The sequence below is a fragment of the Saccharothrix sp. AJ9571 genome, from assembly GCF_021725495.1.
GTDB lineage: Bacteria > Actinomycetota > Actinomycetes > Mycobacteriales > Pseudonocardiaceae > Amycolatopsis > Amycolatopsis magusensis.
The window spans coordinates 14,221-29,886 of sequence record NZ_CP091382.1 but is presented as its reverse complement, the minus strand read 5'-3'; the positions used below and the strand labels follow the sequence as shown (position 1 = coordinate 29,886).

Annotated in this window: 20 protein-coding genes; 6 read left to right on the top strand and 14 right to left on the bottom strand. The window is 70.1% G+C overall.

The window, feature by feature from the left end; all coding sequences use genetic code 11:
• Positions 1 to 124: 124 nt before the first annotated feature.
• The 7 genes from L3Q67_RS00170 to L3Q67_RS00140 form a co-directional block, all read right to left on the bottom strand.
• On the bottom strand, positions 125 to 847 hold the full coding sequence (locus L3Q67_RS00170; protein ID WP_499187555.1) for a sirohydrochlorin chelatase: 723 nt from the start codon (positions 845 to 847) through the stop codon (positions 125 to 127).
• Complete coding sequence (locus L3Q67_RS00165) at positions 844 to 2,106, bottom strand: sulfate adenylyltransferase subunit 1 (protein WP_499187554.1); 1,263 nt, start codon at positions 2,104 to 2,106, stop codon at positions 844 to 846. The genes L3Q67_RS00170 and L3Q67_RS00165 overlap by 4 nt, the downstream gene beginning before the upstream one ends.
• The gene (cysD, locus tag L3Q67_RS00160; RefSeq protein WP_499187553.1) at positions 2,106 to 3,026 is read right to left on the bottom strand and encodes a sulfate adenylyltransferase subunit CysD; all 921 of its coding nucleotides are present in this window, start codon (positions 3,024 to 3,026) and stop codon (positions 2,106 to 2,108) included. The genes L3Q67_RS00165 and cysD overlap by 1 nt, the downstream gene beginning before the upstream one ends.
• A gap of 11 nt (positions 3,027 to 3,037) precedes the next feature.
• Entirely contained in the window at positions 3,038 to 3,733 is a 696-nt protein-coding gene (locus L3Q67_RS00155; protein WP_499187552.1) for an adenylyl/phosphoadenylyl-sulfate reductase, read from the bottom strand.
• Positions 3,730 to 3,882, bottom strand: a complete 153-nt coding sequence (locus L3Q67_RS00150; protein WP_282769370.1) for an Insertion element protein — start codon at positions 3,880 to 3,882, stop codon at positions 3,730 to 3,732. The genes L3Q67_RS00155 and L3Q67_RS00150 overlap by 4 nt, the downstream gene beginning before the upstream one ends.
• The gene (locus L3Q67_RS00145) at positions 3,879 to 5,567 is read right to left on the bottom strand and encodes a nitrite/sulfite reductase (RefSeq protein WP_499187551.1); all 1,689 of its coding nucleotides are present in this window, start codon (positions 5,565 to 5,567) and stop codon (positions 3,879 to 3,881) included. Before L3Q67_RS00145 ends, L3Q67_RS00150 begins: the two co-directional genes overlap by 4 nt.
• A 119-nt stretch (positions 5,568 to 5,686) precedes the next feature.
• Positions 5,687 to 5,743, bottom strand: coding sequence for a putative leader peptide (locus L3Q67_RS00140; protein ID WP_499191796.1), 57 nt, complete (start codon positions 5,741 to 5,743; stop codon positions 5,687 to 5,689).
• 128 nt (positions 5,744 to 5,871) lie between these two features.
• On the opposite strand from L3Q67_RS00140, the gene hemW reads away from it, so the two are divergent.
• Positions 5,872 to 7,086: a radical SAM family heme chaperone HemW gene (hemW, locus tag L3Q67_RS00135; protein WP_499187550.1), complete on the top strand. Its 1,215-nt coding sequence runs from the start codon at positions 5,872 to 5,874 to the stop codon at positions 7,084 to 7,086.
• A 63-nt stretch (positions 7,087 to 7,149) separates the two neighbouring features.
• Here hemW and L3Q67_RS00130 read toward each other — a convergent pair whose 3' ends face one another.
• Together L3Q67_RS00130 and L3Q67_RS00125 are read right to left on the bottom strand one after the other, a co-directional pair.
• Positions 7,150 to 7,335 (bottom strand): hypothetical protein, encoded by a 186-nt coding sequence (locus L3Q67_RS00130; protein WP_499187549.1) that lies wholly within the window; start codon positions 7,333 to 7,335, stop codon positions 7,150 to 7,152.
• 80 nt (positions 7,336 to 7,415) lie between these two features.
• Positions 7,416 to 7,814 (bottom strand): MerR family transcriptional regulator, encoded by a 399-nt coding sequence (locus L3Q67_RS00125; RefSeq protein ID WP_499187548.1) that lies wholly within the window; start codon positions 7,812 to 7,814, stop codon positions 7,416 to 7,418.
• Positions 7,815 to 7,871: 57 nt separating this feature from the next.
• Here L3Q67_RS00125 and L3Q67_RS00120 point away from each other — a divergent pair, with 57 nt between their 5' ends.
• Positions 7,872 to 8,618, top strand: coding sequence for a methyltransferase domain-containing protein (locus L3Q67_RS00120; RefSeq protein ID WP_499187547.1), 747 nt, complete (start codon positions 7,872 to 7,874; stop codon positions 8,616 to 8,618).
• A gap of 4 nt (positions 8,619 to 8,622) precedes the next feature.
• Positions 8,623 to 9,072 carry a GNAT family N-acetyltransferase gene (locus L3Q67_RS00115; protein ID WP_499187546.1) on the top strand — a complete coding sequence of 150 codons (450 nt, stop codon included), beginning with the start codon at positions 8,623 to 8,625 and terminating at the stop codon, positions 9,070 to 9,072.
• Here L3Q67_RS00115 and L3Q67_RS00110 read toward each other — a convergent pair.
• Positions 9,032 to 9,598, bottom strand: coding sequence for a Rossmann-fold NAD(P)-binding domain-containing protein (locus L3Q67_RS00110; protein ID WP_499187545.1), 567 nt, complete (start codon positions 9,596 to 9,598; stop codon positions 9,032 to 9,034). The genes L3Q67_RS00115 and L3Q67_RS00110 overlap by 41 nt on opposite strands.
• 66 nt (positions 9,599 to 9,664) lie before the next feature.
• Between L3Q67_RS00110 and L3Q67_RS00105 the strand changes: the two genes are divergently transcribed.
• Positions 9,665 to 10,486, top strand: a complete 822-nt coding sequence (locus tag L3Q67_RS00105; protein ID WP_499187544.1) for a helix-turn-helix transcriptional regulator — start codon at positions 9,665 to 9,667, stop codon at positions 10,484 to 10,486.
• A 118-nt stretch (positions 10,487 to 10,604) separates the two neighbouring features.
• Here L3Q67_RS00105 and L3Q67_RS00100 read toward each other — a convergent pair whose 3' ends face one another.
• Positions 10,605 to 10,946 carry an ArsR/SmtB family transcription factor gene (locus L3Q67_RS00100; protein ID WP_395902403.1) on the bottom strand — a complete coding sequence of 114 codons (342 nt, stop codon included), beginning with the start codon at positions 10,944 to 10,946 and terminating at the stop codon, positions 10,605 to 10,607.
• 61 nt (positions 10,947 to 11,007) lie between these two features.
• Positions 11,008 to 11,691: a TetR/AcrR family transcriptional regulator gene (locus L3Q67_RS00095; RefSeq protein WP_499187543.1), complete on the bottom strand. Its 684-nt coding sequence runs from the start codon at positions 11,689 to 11,691 to the stop codon at positions 11,008 to 11,010.
• 143 nt (positions 11,692 to 11,834) lie between these two features.
• Here L3Q67_RS00095 and L3Q67_RS00090 point away from each other — a divergent pair, with 143 nt between their 5' ends.
• Both L3Q67_RS00090 and L3Q67_RS00085 read left to right on the top strand, forming a co-directional pair.
• A complete protein-coding gene (locus tag L3Q67_RS00090; RefSeq protein ID WP_499187542.1) occupies positions 11,835 to 12,170 on the top strand; it encodes a hypothetical protein in 336 nt (111 codons plus the stop codon).
• A 150-nt stretch (positions 12,171 to 12,320) separates the two neighbouring features.
• The gene (locus tag L3Q67_RS00085) at positions 12,321 to 13,142 is read left to right on the top strand and encodes a siderophore-interacting protein (protein ID WP_499187541.1); all 822 of its coding nucleotides are present in this window, start codon (positions 12,321 to 12,323) and stop codon (positions 13,140 to 13,142) included.
• 110 nt (positions 13,143 to 13,252) lie between these two features.
• Here the strand turns inward: L3Q67_RS00085 and L3Q67_RS00080 are convergent, their stop codons facing one another.
• Both L3Q67_RS00080 and hydA read right to left on the bottom strand, forming a co-directional pair.
• The gene (locus L3Q67_RS00080; protein WP_499187540.1) at positions 13,253 to 14,251 is read right to left on the bottom strand and encodes an LLM class F420-dependent oxidoreductase; all 999 of its coding nucleotides are present in this window, start codon (positions 14,249 to 14,251) and stop codon (positions 13,253 to 13,255) included.
• Between the two features lie 22 nt (positions 14,252 to 14,273).
• Positions 14,274 to 15,659, bottom strand: a complete 1,386-nt coding sequence (gene hydA, locus L3Q67_RS00075) for a dihydropyrimidinase (protein WP_282769381.1) — start codon at positions 15,657 to 15,659, stop codon at positions 14,274 to 14,276.
• Between the last annotated feature and the right edge of the window lie 7 nt (positions 15,660 to 15,666).

The following is a 15,666-nucleotide window of genomic DNA, read 5'->3' as shown; positions in this document are numbered from 1 at the left end:
GCCGGCCGGCGTTTAGATAGTTACCGGCCAGTTAAATAGCGCGTCAAGAAGCCACCGTTCCCATAAGCGGGTGGTGACCGCGACTGGGAACGAAGCCAGCCGAAAAGAGCAGCGGCTGCGCCGATCAGGCCGGGATGACCTGCGAAGATCGCATCTCGGCGTACCGCGTCAGCACCAGCTCGGCGACGCGGCGATCGGTGCCGAGCGGGGCGGCCATCGGCACTCCCGGCCCGGCGAGCCCGGCGATCCGGTCCGGCAGCAGCCCCGGCGCCAGGAACCACGACGCGACGGCGAGCTGGCGAGCCCCGCGTGCGCGCAGCTTGGCCATCGCGGCGGGCACATCGGGCTGGGTCGCGCTGGCGAAGGCGGGGGCGACGAGCAGACCGTGCCGCTGGCGCCAGCGCTCGGCGAGCCCGGTGACGGCGGCGTTCGCGGCCGCGTTCGAGGAACCGACGGCGGCCAGCACGATGCCCAGTTCCGGGTCGGCGAGGTCGGCGCCGGTCTCGCGCAGGCGATCCAGCGCGACCGCTTCGAGCGCGGGCGCGACGCCGAGCACCTCGGCGATCCGCACGTCCAGCCGGCTGGTCACCTCGCGGACGAGGGCGGGCAGATCGACCCGCGCGTGGTAGGCGCTGCCCAGCAACAGCGGCGCCACCACGACCTCGCGGTGCCCCTCGTGGTGCAGTCGCAGGAGGACTTCGGGCACCGGCGGATCGGACAGGTCCAGGAACGCGACCCGCACGTCCAGCCCCGGAGCGAGCGAGCGCACGCGGTCGACCAAGCCGCGCACGGTGGCCGCGGACCGCGGGTCGCGGCTCCCGTGCGCGACGACGACCAGCGGCCTCATACGAACCGCTCGCCGATCAGCCCGGCGGCGAGCGTGTCGCCGTCCTTCGGGTCGATCACCAGGAACGCGCCGGTGCGCGGGCTGTCGCCGTAGTCGTCCACCGGCAGTTCCTCCGCCAGGCGCAGCGACACCGTGCCGATGTCGTTGAGCGCCAGCGTGCCCGGACTGTCCACAGTGGCCAGCGTCTGCTCGTCGAAGCGCGAGCCGATCTCGTCGACCAGCGCCTGCACGGTCCGCGTGCCGTGCTTGACCAGCACCCTGGCGCCGGGCGTGAGCGGCTTGCCGGACAGCCAGCACAGCACCGCGGTCAGCTCGTCGGTCACCCGCGGCGGCCGGTCGGCGATCGCGATCAGGTCACCCCGCGAGATGTCCAGATCGTCCTCCAGCAACAGGGTCACCGAGGTGCCGGAACCCGCCTCCGCCAGCCGCCCGTCCGCGGTGTCGATGGCCGCGACCCGGCTGCGCGACCCGTGCGGCAGCACCACGACCTCGTCACCGGGGCGCACGCTGCCCGACGCGATCTGCCCGGCGTAGCCCCGGTAGTCGGGGTACTCGGGCGTGCGCGGCCGGATCACGTACTGCACCGGGAAGCGGAACGCCGCGTCGTGCGGGTCCGGTGCCACCGGCACCTCTTCCAGGTGCTCCAGCAGCGTCGGCCCGGCGTACCACGGGGTGCGCTCGGACTTCACCGCCACGTTGTCGCCCTGCAACGCGGAAACCGGGATCGAGAGCACCTCGCCCTCGGCGTACCCGAGCGAGGTGGCGTGCGTGGCGAACTCGTTGGCGATCACCGCGAAGGTGGCTTCGTCGTAGTCCACCAGGTCGATCTTGTTCACCGCGAGCACCAGCCGGGGCACGCCCAGCAGGGCGAGCACCGCGGCGTGGCGGCGGGTCTGCTCGACCACGCCGTTGCGCGCGTCGACCAGCAGCACGGCCAGCTGCGCGGTGGACGCGCCGGTGACCGTGTTGCGGGTGTACTGCACGTGCCCCGGGGTGTCGGCGAGCACGAAGCTGCGCCGCGGGGTGGCGAAGTAGCGGTAGGCCACGTCGATGGTGATGCCCTGCTCGCGTTCCGAGCGCAGCCCGTCCACCAGCAGCGACAGGTCCGGGGTGGACAGTCCGCGGTCGACGCTGGCCCTGGTCACCGCGTCGAGCTGGTCGGCGAGCACGGACTTGGTGTCGTAGAGCAGGCGGCCCACCAGGGTGGACTTGCCGTCGTCGACACTGCCCGCGGTGGCCAGTCTCAGCAGACTCGACATCAGAAGTAACCCTCTCGCTTGCGGTCTTCCATGGCCGCCTCGGACAACCGGTCGTCGGCCCTGGTGGCGCCGCGCTCGGTGAGCCTGCTGGCCAGCACCTCGGCGATCACCTCGTCCACAGTGGACGCCGTGGACTCGACGGCGCCGGTGCACGAGCCGTCGCCGACGGTGCGGTAGCGCACGGTCAGCTCGCGCACGTCCTCACCGGCACGCGGGCCGCCCCACGGGCCTTCGGTGAGCAGCATGCCGTCGCGCTCGTAGACCTTGCGCTGGTGCGCGTAGTAGATCGGCGGCAGTTCGATGCCTTCCCTGGCGATGTAGTGCCAAACGTCCGCCTCGGTCCAGTTGGACAGCGGGAACACGCGCACCTGTTCGCCGGGGCGGTGCTTGCCGTTGTAGAGGTTCCACAGCTCGGGCCGCTGCCGCCGCGGCTCCCACTGACCGAAGGAGTTGCGCAGGCTGAAGATCCGCTCCTTGGCGCGGGCGCGTTCTTCGTCGCGCCTGCCGCCGCCGAAGACCGCGTCGAACTTGTGCTCGGAGATGGTGTCCAGCAGCGGCTGGGTCTGCAGCGGGTTCCGGGTGCCGTCGGGGCGTTCGACCAGCCTGCCGTCGTCGATCCAGTCCTGCACGTTCGCCACCACGAGGCGCAGCCCGTGCCGGCGCACCACCTCGTCGCGGAAGGCGATGACCTCGTCGAAGTTGTGCCCGGTGTCCACGTGCAGCAGCGGGAACGGCACCGGGGCCGGCCAGAACGCCTTGATCGCCAGGTGCAGCAGCAGGGTGGAGTCCTTGCCGCCGGAGAACAGGATCACCGGGCGGTCGAACTCCCCGGCCACCTCCCGGAAGATGTGGATGGCTTCGGATTCGAGCGCGGCCAGGTTGTCCTGGGCCGCGTCGGTCGCTGGCTCGAGCGTCGTCACGTCGTTCCCTTTCAGCCGTGCAAGCCGCACTCGGTCTTGGCCTGGCCCGCCCAGCGGCCGCTGCGGGGGTCGGAGCCCGGCGCCGGCTTCGCCGTGCAGGGCGCGCAGCCGATCGACGGATAACCCGCTTCCACCAACGGGTTCTGCAGGATCCCGTGCTCGTGGAGGTAGGTGTTGAACTCCTCGTCGGTCCACGCGGCCAGCGGGTTGACCTTGACCAGGCCGTTGCGCTCGTCCCAGCCGACGATCGGGGTGTTCGCCCTGGTGGGCGCGTCCACCCGGCGCACGCCGGTGACCCACGCCGAGTACTTCGCCAGCGTGTTGCGCAGCGGAACCACCTTGCGCAGGTGGCAGCACTGCCCGGGATCGCGTTCGTGCAGCCGCGGGCCGTACTGGGCGTCCTGCTCGGCCACGCTCTGCTCGGCTTCGGCGTTGACGATCCGCACGTGCGGGTACACCGCCCCGACCGCGTCCCTGGTGCCGATGGTCTCGGCGAAGTGGTACCCGGTCTGCAGGAACAGGATGTCCACATCGGACTTGGCCTGCGTCGCCAGTTCGATCAGCACGGCGTCCTGCATGTTCGACGCGACGATGAAGTCGTCGCCGAAGGTGCGCACGGTCCAGTCCAGCGCCTCGGCCGCGGTGGCGTCGGCGAGTTCGGCCGAAGCACGTTCGGCGAGGGTGCGGTAGTCGGCTGTCGCGGTCATTTCTTCGCCACCTCCGGGAAGGACAATCCGAGGAATTTCACCGAGAAGACCCGTCGGCAACTCGAACAGAGCCACGCCCCGTTCTCTTCCGGACGGAGATCCTCGTCACCGCAGTAGGGGCAGTGGAACGGCGTGGCGCGCTCGGTCACTGGAGATCGCTTTCCTCGGCGCGCGCCACCCATTGCGGGAACCGTTCGCCCGCTTCACGCTGGTCGGCGAAATTGCGGACCACACGCTCCACGTAATCGGTCAGTTCCGTACTGGTCACCTTGTGCCCGCGCAGTTTCCGGCCGAAGCCGGCGTCCAGTCCGAGCCCGCCGCCCAGGTGCACCTGGAAGCCTTCGACCTGGCTGCCGTCGTTGTCGGTGACGATCTGGCCCTTGAGCCCGATGTCGGCGGTCTGGATGCGGGCGCACGAGTTCGGGCAGCCGTTGAGGTGCACGGTCAGCGGCTCGTCGAGGCCGATGTCGGACAGCCGCTTCTCCAGGTCGCCGACCAGGTCGTGCGCGCGGGCCTTGGTCTCGACGATGGCCAGCTTGCAGAACTCCAGCCCGGTGCAGGCCATCACGCCCCGCCGCCACGGCGACGGCTCGCTGTCCAGCCCCAGCTTCGAGACCTCCACCTGCAGTTCGGCGACCTTCTCCTCGGGCACGTCGAGCACCACGAGCTTCTGCTGCGGGGTGAGCCGGACGCGGCCCGAACCCGCCCGCTCCACGGCGTCGGCCACGGCGAGCAGCGTGGTGCCGGACACCCGGCCGGCGATCGGCGCGAAGCCGACGTAGCGCTTGCCGTCGACCTGCTTGTGCACGCCGACGTGGTCGATCTGCGTCTCGGGCACCTTCGGCGCCGGGCCGTCGATCATCTCGCGCTTGAGGTACTCGTCCTGCAGCACCTGGCGGAACTTCTCCGCGCCCCAGTCCTTGACCAGGAACTTGATCCGCGCGCGGGAGCGCAGGCGGCGGTAGCCGTAGTCGCGGAAGACGCTGATCACGCCTTCCCAGACGTCGGGCACCTCGTCCAGCGGCACCCAGGCGCCCAGGCGCACGCCGATCATCGGATTGGTGGACAGCCCGCCGCCGACCCACAGGTCGAAGCCGGGCCCGTGCTCCGGGTGCTCGACGCCGACGAAGGCGACGTCGTGGATCTCGTGCGCCACGTCGGCCTGGCCGGAGATGGCCGTCTTGAACTTGCGCGGCAGGTTCGAGTACCGGGGGTCCCCGATGTAGCGGCGCTTGATCTCGTCGATCGCGGGCGTGCCGTCGATGACCTCGTCGGCCGAGATGCCGGCCACCGGGGAGCCGAGGATGACGCGCGGGCTGTCGCCGCAGGCCTCCATCGTGGTCATGCCCGCGTCCTCGAGCAGCTTCCAGATCGCGGGCATGTCCTCGACCTGGATCCAGTGGTACTGGATGTTCTGCCGGTCGGTGATGTCGGCGGTGTCGCGTGCGTAACGCTGCGAAATCTCACCGAGCACGCGCAGCTGGTCGAGGGTCAGCGCGCCGCCGTCGAGGCGGACCCGCAGCATGAAGTAGCGGTCGTCCAGCTCTTCGGGCTCGAGCGTGGCGGTGCGGCCGCCGTCGATGCCCGGCTTGCGCTGGGTGTAGAGGCCGAACCAGCGGAACCGGCCGCGCAGGTCGGCGGGGTCGATCGAGTCGAAGCCGCCGTGCGCGTAGATGTTCTCGATCCGGGCCCGCACGTTGAGCGGGTTGTCGTCCTTCTTGGAGCGCTCGTTCGGGTTGAGCGGCTCACGGTAGCCGAGAGCCCACTGACCCTCCCCACGCCGCTGCTTGGCGCGTGCGGGGCGGGACGTGCTCGGGCGAGCAGGCGAGGCCATCGGTCCTCCGGGGGATCTTCTGGCGCCTGCGCACCGTGAACGCCCTGGTCTGGCCGTGGTGGGAGCGATCGCGGCTTGGCTCGGCGCCGACGTGGCTGGGTCAGGCGGGCGGAGCGGGATTACGCACGGCAGAGGGCGCTGGCGACACGTCGGAGGTCGACGTGGCGGCGGGCCACGAGCAGGACACCGGCGTAGGTCACGGTCCCAGGGTGCCACGCGTCCACAATGTGGTCGAGGCTTGCCCGGATGGTGGGAGCGAGGTCACCGGCCCTGGTCACAGCGGCGGATTTGGGATAGTGGAGGCGTGCAACTGCTGACCGATCCCACGCCCCCGGCCGACCTGACCCTCCCCGCCTCCGCGCTGGCGGGCCTCGGCACGCGGCCGTTCGGGGTCTACGTGCACGTGCCGTTCTGCGCCACGCGCTGCGGCTACTGCGACTTCAACACTTATACCGCCGGTGAGCTGGGTACGTCCTCCTCTCCCAGCAGCTGGCTGGACGGCCTGCGCCGCGAACTGGACCTGGCGGCGTCGATGCTGGGCCGGGCGCCCGCGGCGGACACGGTGTTCGTCGGCGGGGGCACGCCCTCGCTGCTCGGAGCGGATGGCCTTGCCGCCGTGCTGGACGCCGTCCGGTCGTCGTTCGGGCTGGCCAAGGACGCCGAGGTGACCACCGAGTCCAACCCCGAATCGACCTCGCCGGAGTTCTTCGCCGGGATCCGTGACGCGGGCTACAACCGGATCTCGCTGGGCATGCAGTCGGCGGCGCGGCACGTGCTGAAGGTGCTCGACCGGGTGCACACGCCAGGGCGGCCCATCCTCGCCGCGATCGAGGCGCGCTCGGCCGGGTTCGAGCACGTCAACCTGGACGTGATCTACGGCACGCCGGGGGAGCGCGTGGAGGACCTGCGGGCTTCGCTGGACGCGGTGCTGACCGCCGAGGTGGACCACGTGTCGGCGTACGCGCTGATCGTCGAGGAGGGCACGGCGCTGGCCAGGCGGGTGCGGCGGGGTGAGCTGCCGATGCCGGACGACGACGTGCTCGCGGCGTACTACGAACTGATCGACGAGGTGCTCGGTACTGCCGGGTTGCGCTGGTACGAGGTGTCGAACTGGGCGTCCTCGGACGCGGCGCGGTGCCGCCACAACCTGGGCTACTGGCGCGGCGGGGACTGGTGGGGTGCCGGGCCGGGGGCGCACAGCCACGTCGGCGGGGTGCGCTGGTGGAACGTGAAACACCCGGCGAAGTACGCGGACCTGCTGGCCGCGGGACACGTGCCCGCCGGTGGGCAGGAGGTGCTCACCGAGGACGAGCGGCACGTCGAGCGGGTGATGCTGGAGCTGCGTCTCGCAGAAGGGTTGCCGTTGGAGGCGCTGGACGCCGAAGGCGCTTCCGAAGCGCGGGCGGCTGCACGGGAAGGCTTGCTGGTGGAGTCCGAACTGGACGGTCGCGGACGAGCCGTGCTGACGGACAAGGGCCGCCTGCTGGCCGACGGTGTGGTGCGCCGCCTGGTGCCGTGATGCCCCGAATGTGGCTTTGGGGGCGGAATCCGCCCCCAAAGCCACATTCGTGTCGCGCGTGGGTCAGCGACGGCTGCGGCGCCAGCTGCCGGCCCGGACGCTGGTGCCGACCCCGGCCAGGTGCAGGGCCATGCACAGCAGGCCGGCGGTGAGCAGCGTGCCGCCGTTGATGACGGTGCCGATCGAAGCGTCGGTGAGGTCGAGGATCAGCGCCAAGCCGAAAATGACCGCGGCAATGATGGCTAACACGGCATTTCTCCCTTCTCGGTCCCCCGATGCCTCTTGAAGTACCCGGGTCCGGCCGAACCGATTCCTCGCATTCGGAGCAATCAGCCCGGCGGAATGCGTTCGGCGAGGTGACCGCGGAAGTATTCGCACTCGAGGAAGTCCTCACTGGTGCACGCGAGCGCGTGGGCGAGGGCGTCACGGGCGGTTTCGGCTTCGGTGATGCGCCGGGTGAGCGCGGCGTGCTGGTCTCGCAGCGCCGCACGGCGGTCGGCCGGGTCTTCGGCGGTCAGCACGCGGCGGATTTCCCCGAGGCTGAAGCCGAGTTCCTTGCCCTGGAGGATGAGCACCACCTTGACCACGTCGGCCTCCCGGTAGCGGCGTTGCCCGCCCGCGGTGCGTTCCGGGGTCAGCAGTTCCTCGGTTTCCCAGTGCCGGAGCACGTTCGCCGGCAGCCCGAACCGGCTCGCCAGGTCACCGACGGAATACGTACTTGACTTCATGTCGACATGAAGTCACAGGCTGGGCGGTGACGGCAACCCCGAGCTGAGGAAGTCCCGATGATCGAACGCTTCGTGGCCATGATGGACGGATTCGAACGCGAGCCGGGTGCCGCGCTCGCCCGGCACCGTTCGCACGAACTGCTCCGGTTCGCGCCCGGCGGGCGGGTGGTGGACGTGGGCTGCGGCACCGGGACGTCGGTGGGGGAGCTGACCGCGGCCGGTGCGGTGGTGACCGGGGTGGACGTCAACCCGGAAGTGCTGGTGGTGGCGAAAGAACGGCATCCGGGCGGGAAGTTCACCGAAGGCAGCGCGCAGGCACTTCCCTTTCCCGACGGCCATTTCCACGGCTATCGCGCCGAACGCGTCTACCACGCGGTCGCCGACCCGGTGGCCGCGCTGGCCGAGGCCGCGCGTGTCCTCACGCCCGGCGGCCGGATCGTCCTCGTCGGACCGAACTGGGAAATGCTCGGGCTCGACAGCACGGATGTGGAGACCGGGCGGGCCGTGCTGACGGCCCAGGTCGCGTCGATGCCGTCACCACGCAGCGCGCTGCTGCAACGGAACCTGGTGCTCGAAGCCGGTTTCACCGAGGTCGGCGCCGAGGTGCACACGGCCGTGCTGACCGGCGCGACCGGCTTGCCGATGCTCGAGTCGGCGGCCGCGGCGGCGGTCGGCACGGGGGCTGTCAGCGCGGAGCGGGCGGAGAACTGGCTGGCGGAGCAGCGAGCGCAGGTCGAACGCGGCCGGTTCTTCCTCGCCGCACCCCAATTCGTGGTGTCCGGCACACGATCGGCCGTAGGCTGAGCGGATGATCGAGATCGGTGCGCTGGAAGCCGGGGATCGCCCGGTCTGGCAGGAGCTTTTCCGTGGCTACAACGAGTTCTACGGCCGTGAGCTGCCGGACGAGGTCGCCGAGCGAGCTTGGCGGGAATTCACCACCGGCGAGCGGATGCACGCCCTGGGTGCCCGGCTCGATGGGCGGCTGGTCGGCATCACCCACTTCCTCGTGCACGCGAGCACCACCTCGGCCGACGTCTGCTACCTGCAGGACCTGTTCACCGCGCCGGAAGCGCGCGGGCGGGGTGCCGCCCGCGCGCTGATCGAAGCGGTGTCGGCGTGGGCGGCCGAGCGCGGGTGTTCTCGCGTCTACTGGCACACCAAGGAGGACAACCACCAGGCCAGGAAGCTCTACGACCGGGTGGCCGAGAACCGCGGCTTCATCCACTACGTGATCCCGCTCGGAGAGTCTCCCCGTTGAGGCCGGGGTCTTCGACGGCACGCACGTAGTCGAGCGCGACCACCTCGGCCGGGGTGGCGTGCTCGTGCACCCAGCCGGGGCTGATCACGTTGACGCGCAGGCCGCGGGGCAGTTCCCGCGCGGCTGCGCGGGCGAAGGCTTCCAGGCCGGTGTTGGTGAGCGCGCCGAACGCGCTGCCCGGCGTCGGTTCCTCGAAGGTGCCCGCGGTCAAGGTGACCGAGCCGCCGTCGGGCAGGTGCTCGACGGCTCGCCGCAGCAGGCGCACCTGGCCGAGCAACTTGGTTCGCAAGCCGGTGAAGAACTCCTCGTCGGTGCCCGAGTCGATCGGGACGAGCGCGCCGCTCGCCGCACAGCAGACCACGGCGTCGATATCGGGCACTGTCGCGAACAGACGGTCGGGCTGGGCGATGTCGATCTGGGGGTCGCCGGTCCGCGAGGCGGGGACCACGTGGTGGCCGCGGGCGAGCAGGGCCGCGGTCACCGCGGTGCCGATGGTCCCGGTCGCGCCGATCACTACTACCTTCATGCGCCCGATCCTGCGCCCGCGGCGGCGGACGTGCCTGCCCCTGCCAGGTGCAGGCATCCTGGAGCCATGTTGGGTGACTTCCTCCGGACCCGCCGCGCGCGGCTGCGGCCCGCCGACGTCGGACTGCGGGACTACGGCGAGTTCCGTCGTGTGCCGGGTTTGCGCCGGGAGGAACTGGCCCGGCTGGCTGGGGTGAGCCCCGGCTACTACACGCGGCTGGAGCAGGACCAGGGCGGCAACGTGTCCGACTCGGTCCTCGAAGCCCTCGCCAGGGCGTTGCGCCTGGACGAGGAGGAACGCGCGCACCTGCACACGCTGGCGAACGCGAAAACCATCACCAGTGCGCCGGAACGATTGGCACCGCGACATCGAATCCTGCTCGAAACGCTGGACTCCGTGCCGGCGCTCATCCTCGGCAGGCACGTCGACGTGCTGGCGTGGAACCGCCGAGGGCACGCGTTGCTCGCACCGCACCTCGAATTCGACGCCCGCCCGAATTGGGCGCGGTTGTTCTTCCTCGACCACGAAGTGCGGGCCCTGTTCGGCGAATCGGCGGACAAAGCCCGCGACACCGTGGCCGATCTGCGGCAGATCGCCGGTCGTCGTCCCGGAGATGTCGTCCTGGCGGCGCTGATCGGGGAATTGCGGGAATCCAGCGGCGAATTCGACCGGTTGTGGTCGGCGCACCCGGTGCGTGCCTGCGCCCACCACACCCGCACCTACCACCACCCGCGCGCGGGCCGCCTCACGCTGACCGACGAACTCCTGCCGCTGCCCGACGAGGATGGCCAGCGCCTGGTGGTGTTCTACGCCGAGCCGGGTTCACCCTCGGCCGCCGCCCTCGCCGGGGTGGGGGCTACCCCGGCGAGGGCGGAGTTCAGGGGGTGATCGGGTCGCAGGCGCGGGCGAGGTGAGCCGCGCCGTGGTGGAAAGTTTTCACCTTTAGTCGATCGGTGGCAACTGTTTCACCTGGATCTGAAGGCAGTGGTCGTTCCGGTGGCGCGGGTCAGGAGGACTCGGGCGCGTTCAGCGTGTCGAGCAAGGCATCCAGCTTCCGGAAGCGGCTTTCGGCGGTCAGCCGGTAGCCGTCGATCCAGGCGGTCAGCGCCTCCAGGGCGGCGGGATCCAGGTGACACGGACGGCGCTGACCGTCGCGCGTGCGGGTGATCAGGCCCGCGGATTCGAGCACCTGGATGTGCCGTGAGATCGCCTGCTTGGTGATCTCGAACGGCTCGGCCAGTTCGTTCACCGTGGCCTCACCGCGCGAAAGGCGCGCGATCAGGGCTCGCCGGACGGGATCGCCCAGCGCGGCGAACGCCCGGTCCAGCCACTCGTCATCCACCGTCATCGAAGGCAACCCACCGTTTTATCAACAAGTCAGTTGAACATAGGTGCGCCGGCCGGTGGTGTCAACCGCGGCGCAGGCCGCCGAGCAGCATGTCCAGGCCGAAGCGGAACCGGTCGGCGGCGGTTTCGGCGGAGAAGTACGGCCCGAGGGTGAGCATGTTCGGGAACCGGCCGGGCATCGAGCTGAGGTACTCGTGCATCTGGCGCCCGCGTTCCGCCGCCTCCGCCTGGTCGAACTCGCCCGACGCCCAGCCGCTGCCCTCGTAGGCGAACGCCTTGGTGTACAGGGAAAGCGCGTCGGAGGCGTAGGCGGCCTCCCGTTCGGACAGTCCACCGGCGCGTAGCAGCGCGAGCACGGTTTCCCCGTGCTGCAACGCGTTCGGGCCGACCGGGACCTGGGTCGCCCAGGCGACCTTCGCGATGCCCGGGTGCGCCAGCATCGCGGAAAGCTGCCCCTGTAGGACTTCCCGCAGCTGCTCGTCCCAGCGATCCGGGTCCGGCTCCGGCAGCTCGACCTCGCCCAGCACCTGGTCGAACATCAGCTCGTGCAGTTCATCCTTGTTGGACACGTGGGCGTACAGCGAGGCCGCGCCGGTGTCCAGCAGCTGGGCGACCCGCCGCATGCTCACCGCGTCGATGCCTTCGGCGTCGAGCAGGCCGAGCGCGGTGCGCACGATCAGCTCGGCGGACAGCTGCGGCTTGGCCGTGCGACCGGAGTGCCGCCAAGGCGGAGCGGGAACCGTCATGCGAACAGTGTACTTGACGCGAACGGCGTTCGTAGGTACGAATGACGTTCGTTGAACGAACAGCGTTCGAAGGAGTGGATCATGGCGGTGCTGGACACGGTGAACGAGCTGACCGCCTCGTTCCAGAACACCCGGGTGGCGGCATGAGGCTGGTGGTCGAGGTGACAGGCGAAGTCGAGGCGCCGCCGGAGCGGGTGCTCGCGCTCGTTGCCCGGAAGACCGGGTTCCGGCGCGACGGCGACCTCGTTTGGTGCCAGGGTGGCTGGTGGTACCGCGGGGAGTACCTGGTGGCGGCGGCGCCGGGCGGGTCCACGCTGGTCCACCGCGTGTACAACGTCGCGAAGAGCCCGGCGTGGACGGTCGCGCTGGCTAACCGCCTGTTCATCGGCTTCCGGGAACGGACCCGAGCCGAGGTGGGCACCCTGCTGGCGGAAGTGGGTGACGAGCTCGGTTGCGCGGCTCGGCTGACGAGATCGTGACGCAGGTCTCATTTGAGTGGTCGGGCCTGCTCGTGGCGCACCGGATGCGATCTTCGAGCGCCGCTGGGCTGCCGCTGGTCTGTGCCTGCGCGATCATTGCCGTTAGGCTAGCCTAGCTTTGCACGTATTCGGTGAACAAAGGGGCAACTCATGGCGGAGCGTCCAGCCAGGCGGCCACGGCCGTTGATCCGCCTGCGGGTCCTGCGCACCGAGCGGCTCACCCCGCACATGGTGCGCGTGGTCGCCGGTGGGGAGAACCTGGCGCAGTTCCAGGAAAACGGCTACAGCGACGCCTACGTCAAGCTCACCTTCCCGGTGCCGGGTGTGCGGTACACCGAGCCGCTGGACCTGCAGCAGATCCGCGCCGAACTGCCGCGTGAGCAGTGGCCGCGGACCCGGACCTACACCGTGCGCTACCTCGACCGGAAGGCCGGCGAGCTGGCCATCGACTTCGTGGTGCACGGCGACGAGGGCATCGCCGGGCCGTGGGCGCTGGGCGTCCAGCCCGGTGACGACATGCTGATCGCCGGGCCGGGCGGGGCCTACGCGCCGGGCGAGGAGGCCGACTGGCACCTGCTCGTCGGGGACGAAAGCGCGCTGCCCGCGATCTCCGCCTCGCTCGAGCGGATGCCCTCCGGTGCGAAGGCGCAGGCGTTCATCCTGGTCGGCGGGCCGGACGAGGAACTCCCGCTGGCCACCAAGGCCGACGCGGAGATCACCTGGCTGCACCGCTCCGCCGGCGGCGACCTGGTGCGGAAGGTGCGAGACCTCGACTTCGGCGACGGCGTGGTCCAGTCCTTCGTGCACGGCGAAGCCGACTTCGTCCGCGAACTCCGGCGGCACCTGCTCAACGAGCGCGGCGTGCGCAAGGACCTGCTGTCCATCTCGGGCTACTGGCGCCGAGGCAAGGACGAAGACGGCTGGCAGGCCGAAAAGGCCGAAGAACGAGCCAAGGAAACCGCCGTCGCTTGACGCTGGGTGCCGCGAATGTGGCTTTGGGGGCCGAATACGCCCCCAAAGCCACATTCGTGACACCCCGTTCGGCACCCCGCTCACGCCCCTCGGCGCGTGGGGGCGTCGTTTCAGCTGGACAGTTTGCCGACCACCTGTGAGCCGTAGGCGCTCAGTGTCTGCTCCCGTTCGTCGTGCATCAGGTACAGCGAGAACTGGTCCACGCCCAGCTCCGCCAGTTCCTGCAACCGCTCGACGTGGGAGCCTGCCGGGCCGGTGAGGCAGAAGCGGTCCACGATCTCGTCCGGGACGAACTCGGTGGACGGGTTGCCCGCCTTGCCGTGGTGGGCGTAGTCGTACCCCTCGCGTTCCCGGATGTACTCGGTCAGCTCCTTCGGCACGTCACCGGAATCACCGTAGCGGGCGACCAGGTCGGCCACGTGGTTGCCGACCATGCCCCCGAACCAGCGCAGTTGCTCCCGCTGGTGCACCACGTTGTCACCGACGTAGGCCGGGGCCGCCACGCAGATGGTGATGCCTTCCGGGTCGCGGCCCGCGGCTCTGGCCGCCTCCCGCACCGAGCCGATGGTCCACTTCGCGATCGCCGGGTCCGCGCACTGCAGGATGAAGCCGTCGGCGTGCTCGCCGACCAGTTTCAGCGCCCGCGGCCCGTACCCGGCCATCCACATCTCCAGCCGCCCGTCGCGCACCCACGGGATGCGCACCGGTTTGTCCCGCAGCAGCACTTCGCGGCCCTCGGCCAGTTCCTTGGTGACGTGCATGCAATCCCGCAGCGTGGCCAGGGTGGACGGCTTGAGGCCGACCACCCGGTGCGCCGAGTCGCCCCGGCCGATGCCGCACACCGTGCGGTTGCCGTACATGTCGTTCAGCGTGGCGAACAGCGAAGCCAGCACCGACCAGTCCCGCGTGCCGGGGCTGGTCACCATCGGGCCGACCACCATCGACGAGGTGGCCGCGAGGATCCGCGAGTAGATGACGAACGGTTCCTGCCACAGCACGCACGAGTCGAAGGTCCAGCCGTAGCGGAACCCCTCGCCCTCGGCCGTGGTCATCAGCCGCACCAGGTCACCGGCGGGCGGATCGGTCTGGAGCACAACACCGAAATCCACAGTGGACACCCCTCGGTCGCGGTCAGCTCAGGTACTGGTTCAGGTCGCGCTCGAGGAACCGGCCGTGTGTGGTCGAACCGGTGAACCCGGCCGCCGAGACGACCACCGAACCCCGCGACAGCACCGTTTCCACCCGGCCGGTCAGCTCGAAGCCCTCGTACGCGGAGTAGTCCACGTTCATGTGGTGCGTTTCCGCCGAGAGCGTCTGCTTCGCCTTCGGGTCGTAGATCACGATGTCGGCGTCGGCACCGGCGGCGATCACGCCCTTGCGGGGGTACAGCCCGAACATCCGCGCCGGCGTGGTCGAGCAGGTCTCCACCCAGCGTTCCAGCGTGATCTCCCCGGCGACCACCCCCTGGTGCAGCAGGTCCATCCGGTGCTCCACCCCCGGCATGCCGTTCGGGATGGCCCGGAAGTCGTCGGCGCCCAGCACCTTCTGGTCCTCGAAGCAGAACGGGCAGTGGTCGGTGGACACCACGGACAGGTCGTTCGTGCGCAGCCCGCGCCACAGGTCCCGCTGGTGCGACTTCTCCCGCAACGGCGGTGAGGCCACGTACTTCGAGCCCTCGAAGCCCGGCTTCGCCATGTCCTCGATGGACAGGTAGAGGTATTGCGGGCAGGTCTCGGCGAACACGTTCTGCCCGTCGTTGCGTGCCTCCGCCACGGCCGCAAGCGCTTGCGCGGCCGAAAGGTGCACGATGTACAGCGGCGAGCCGGTCACCTTGGCCAGCTGGATCGCCCGCGAGGTGGCCTCGCCTTCCAGCTCCGGCGGCCGGGTCAGGCCGTGCTGCACCGGCTCGGTCTTCCCGGCGGCGAAAGCCTGTGCGGCCAGCTGGTCGATCGCGATGCCGTTCTCCGCGTGCATCATGATCGTCGAGCCGGTCTCGCGGGCCTTCTGCATGGCCAGCAGGATTTCGCCGTCGGTGGAGTAGAAGACGCCGGGGTAGGCCATGAACATCTTGAAGCTGGTCACCCCGGCACCGATGCACGACTCCATCTCCTTGAGCGTGGTGTCGTTCACGTCGGAGATGATCATGTGGAAGCCGTAGTCGATGGCGCAGTTGCCGTCGGCCTTCTCGTGCCACTTGTCCAATGTGGACTGCAAGGTGGTGCCCTTGGCCTGCACCGCGAAGTCGATGATCGTGGTGGTGCCGCCCCAGGCGGCGGCCGTGGTGCCGGTGCCGAAGGTGTCGTGCGAGAAGGTGCCGCCGAAGGGCATCTCCATGTGCGTGTGGGCGTCGATCCCGCCGGGCATCACGTACTTCCCGGTCGCGTCGATCACCTCGTCCGCTTCGCCGAACACACCCGGTGCGGCCACGGCCGCGATCTTCTCGCCGTCGACGAGCACGTCGGCCACGCTGGTGCCGGTCGCGCTGAGGACGGTGCCGCCCTTGATGAGGGTGCGCATGCCGGGC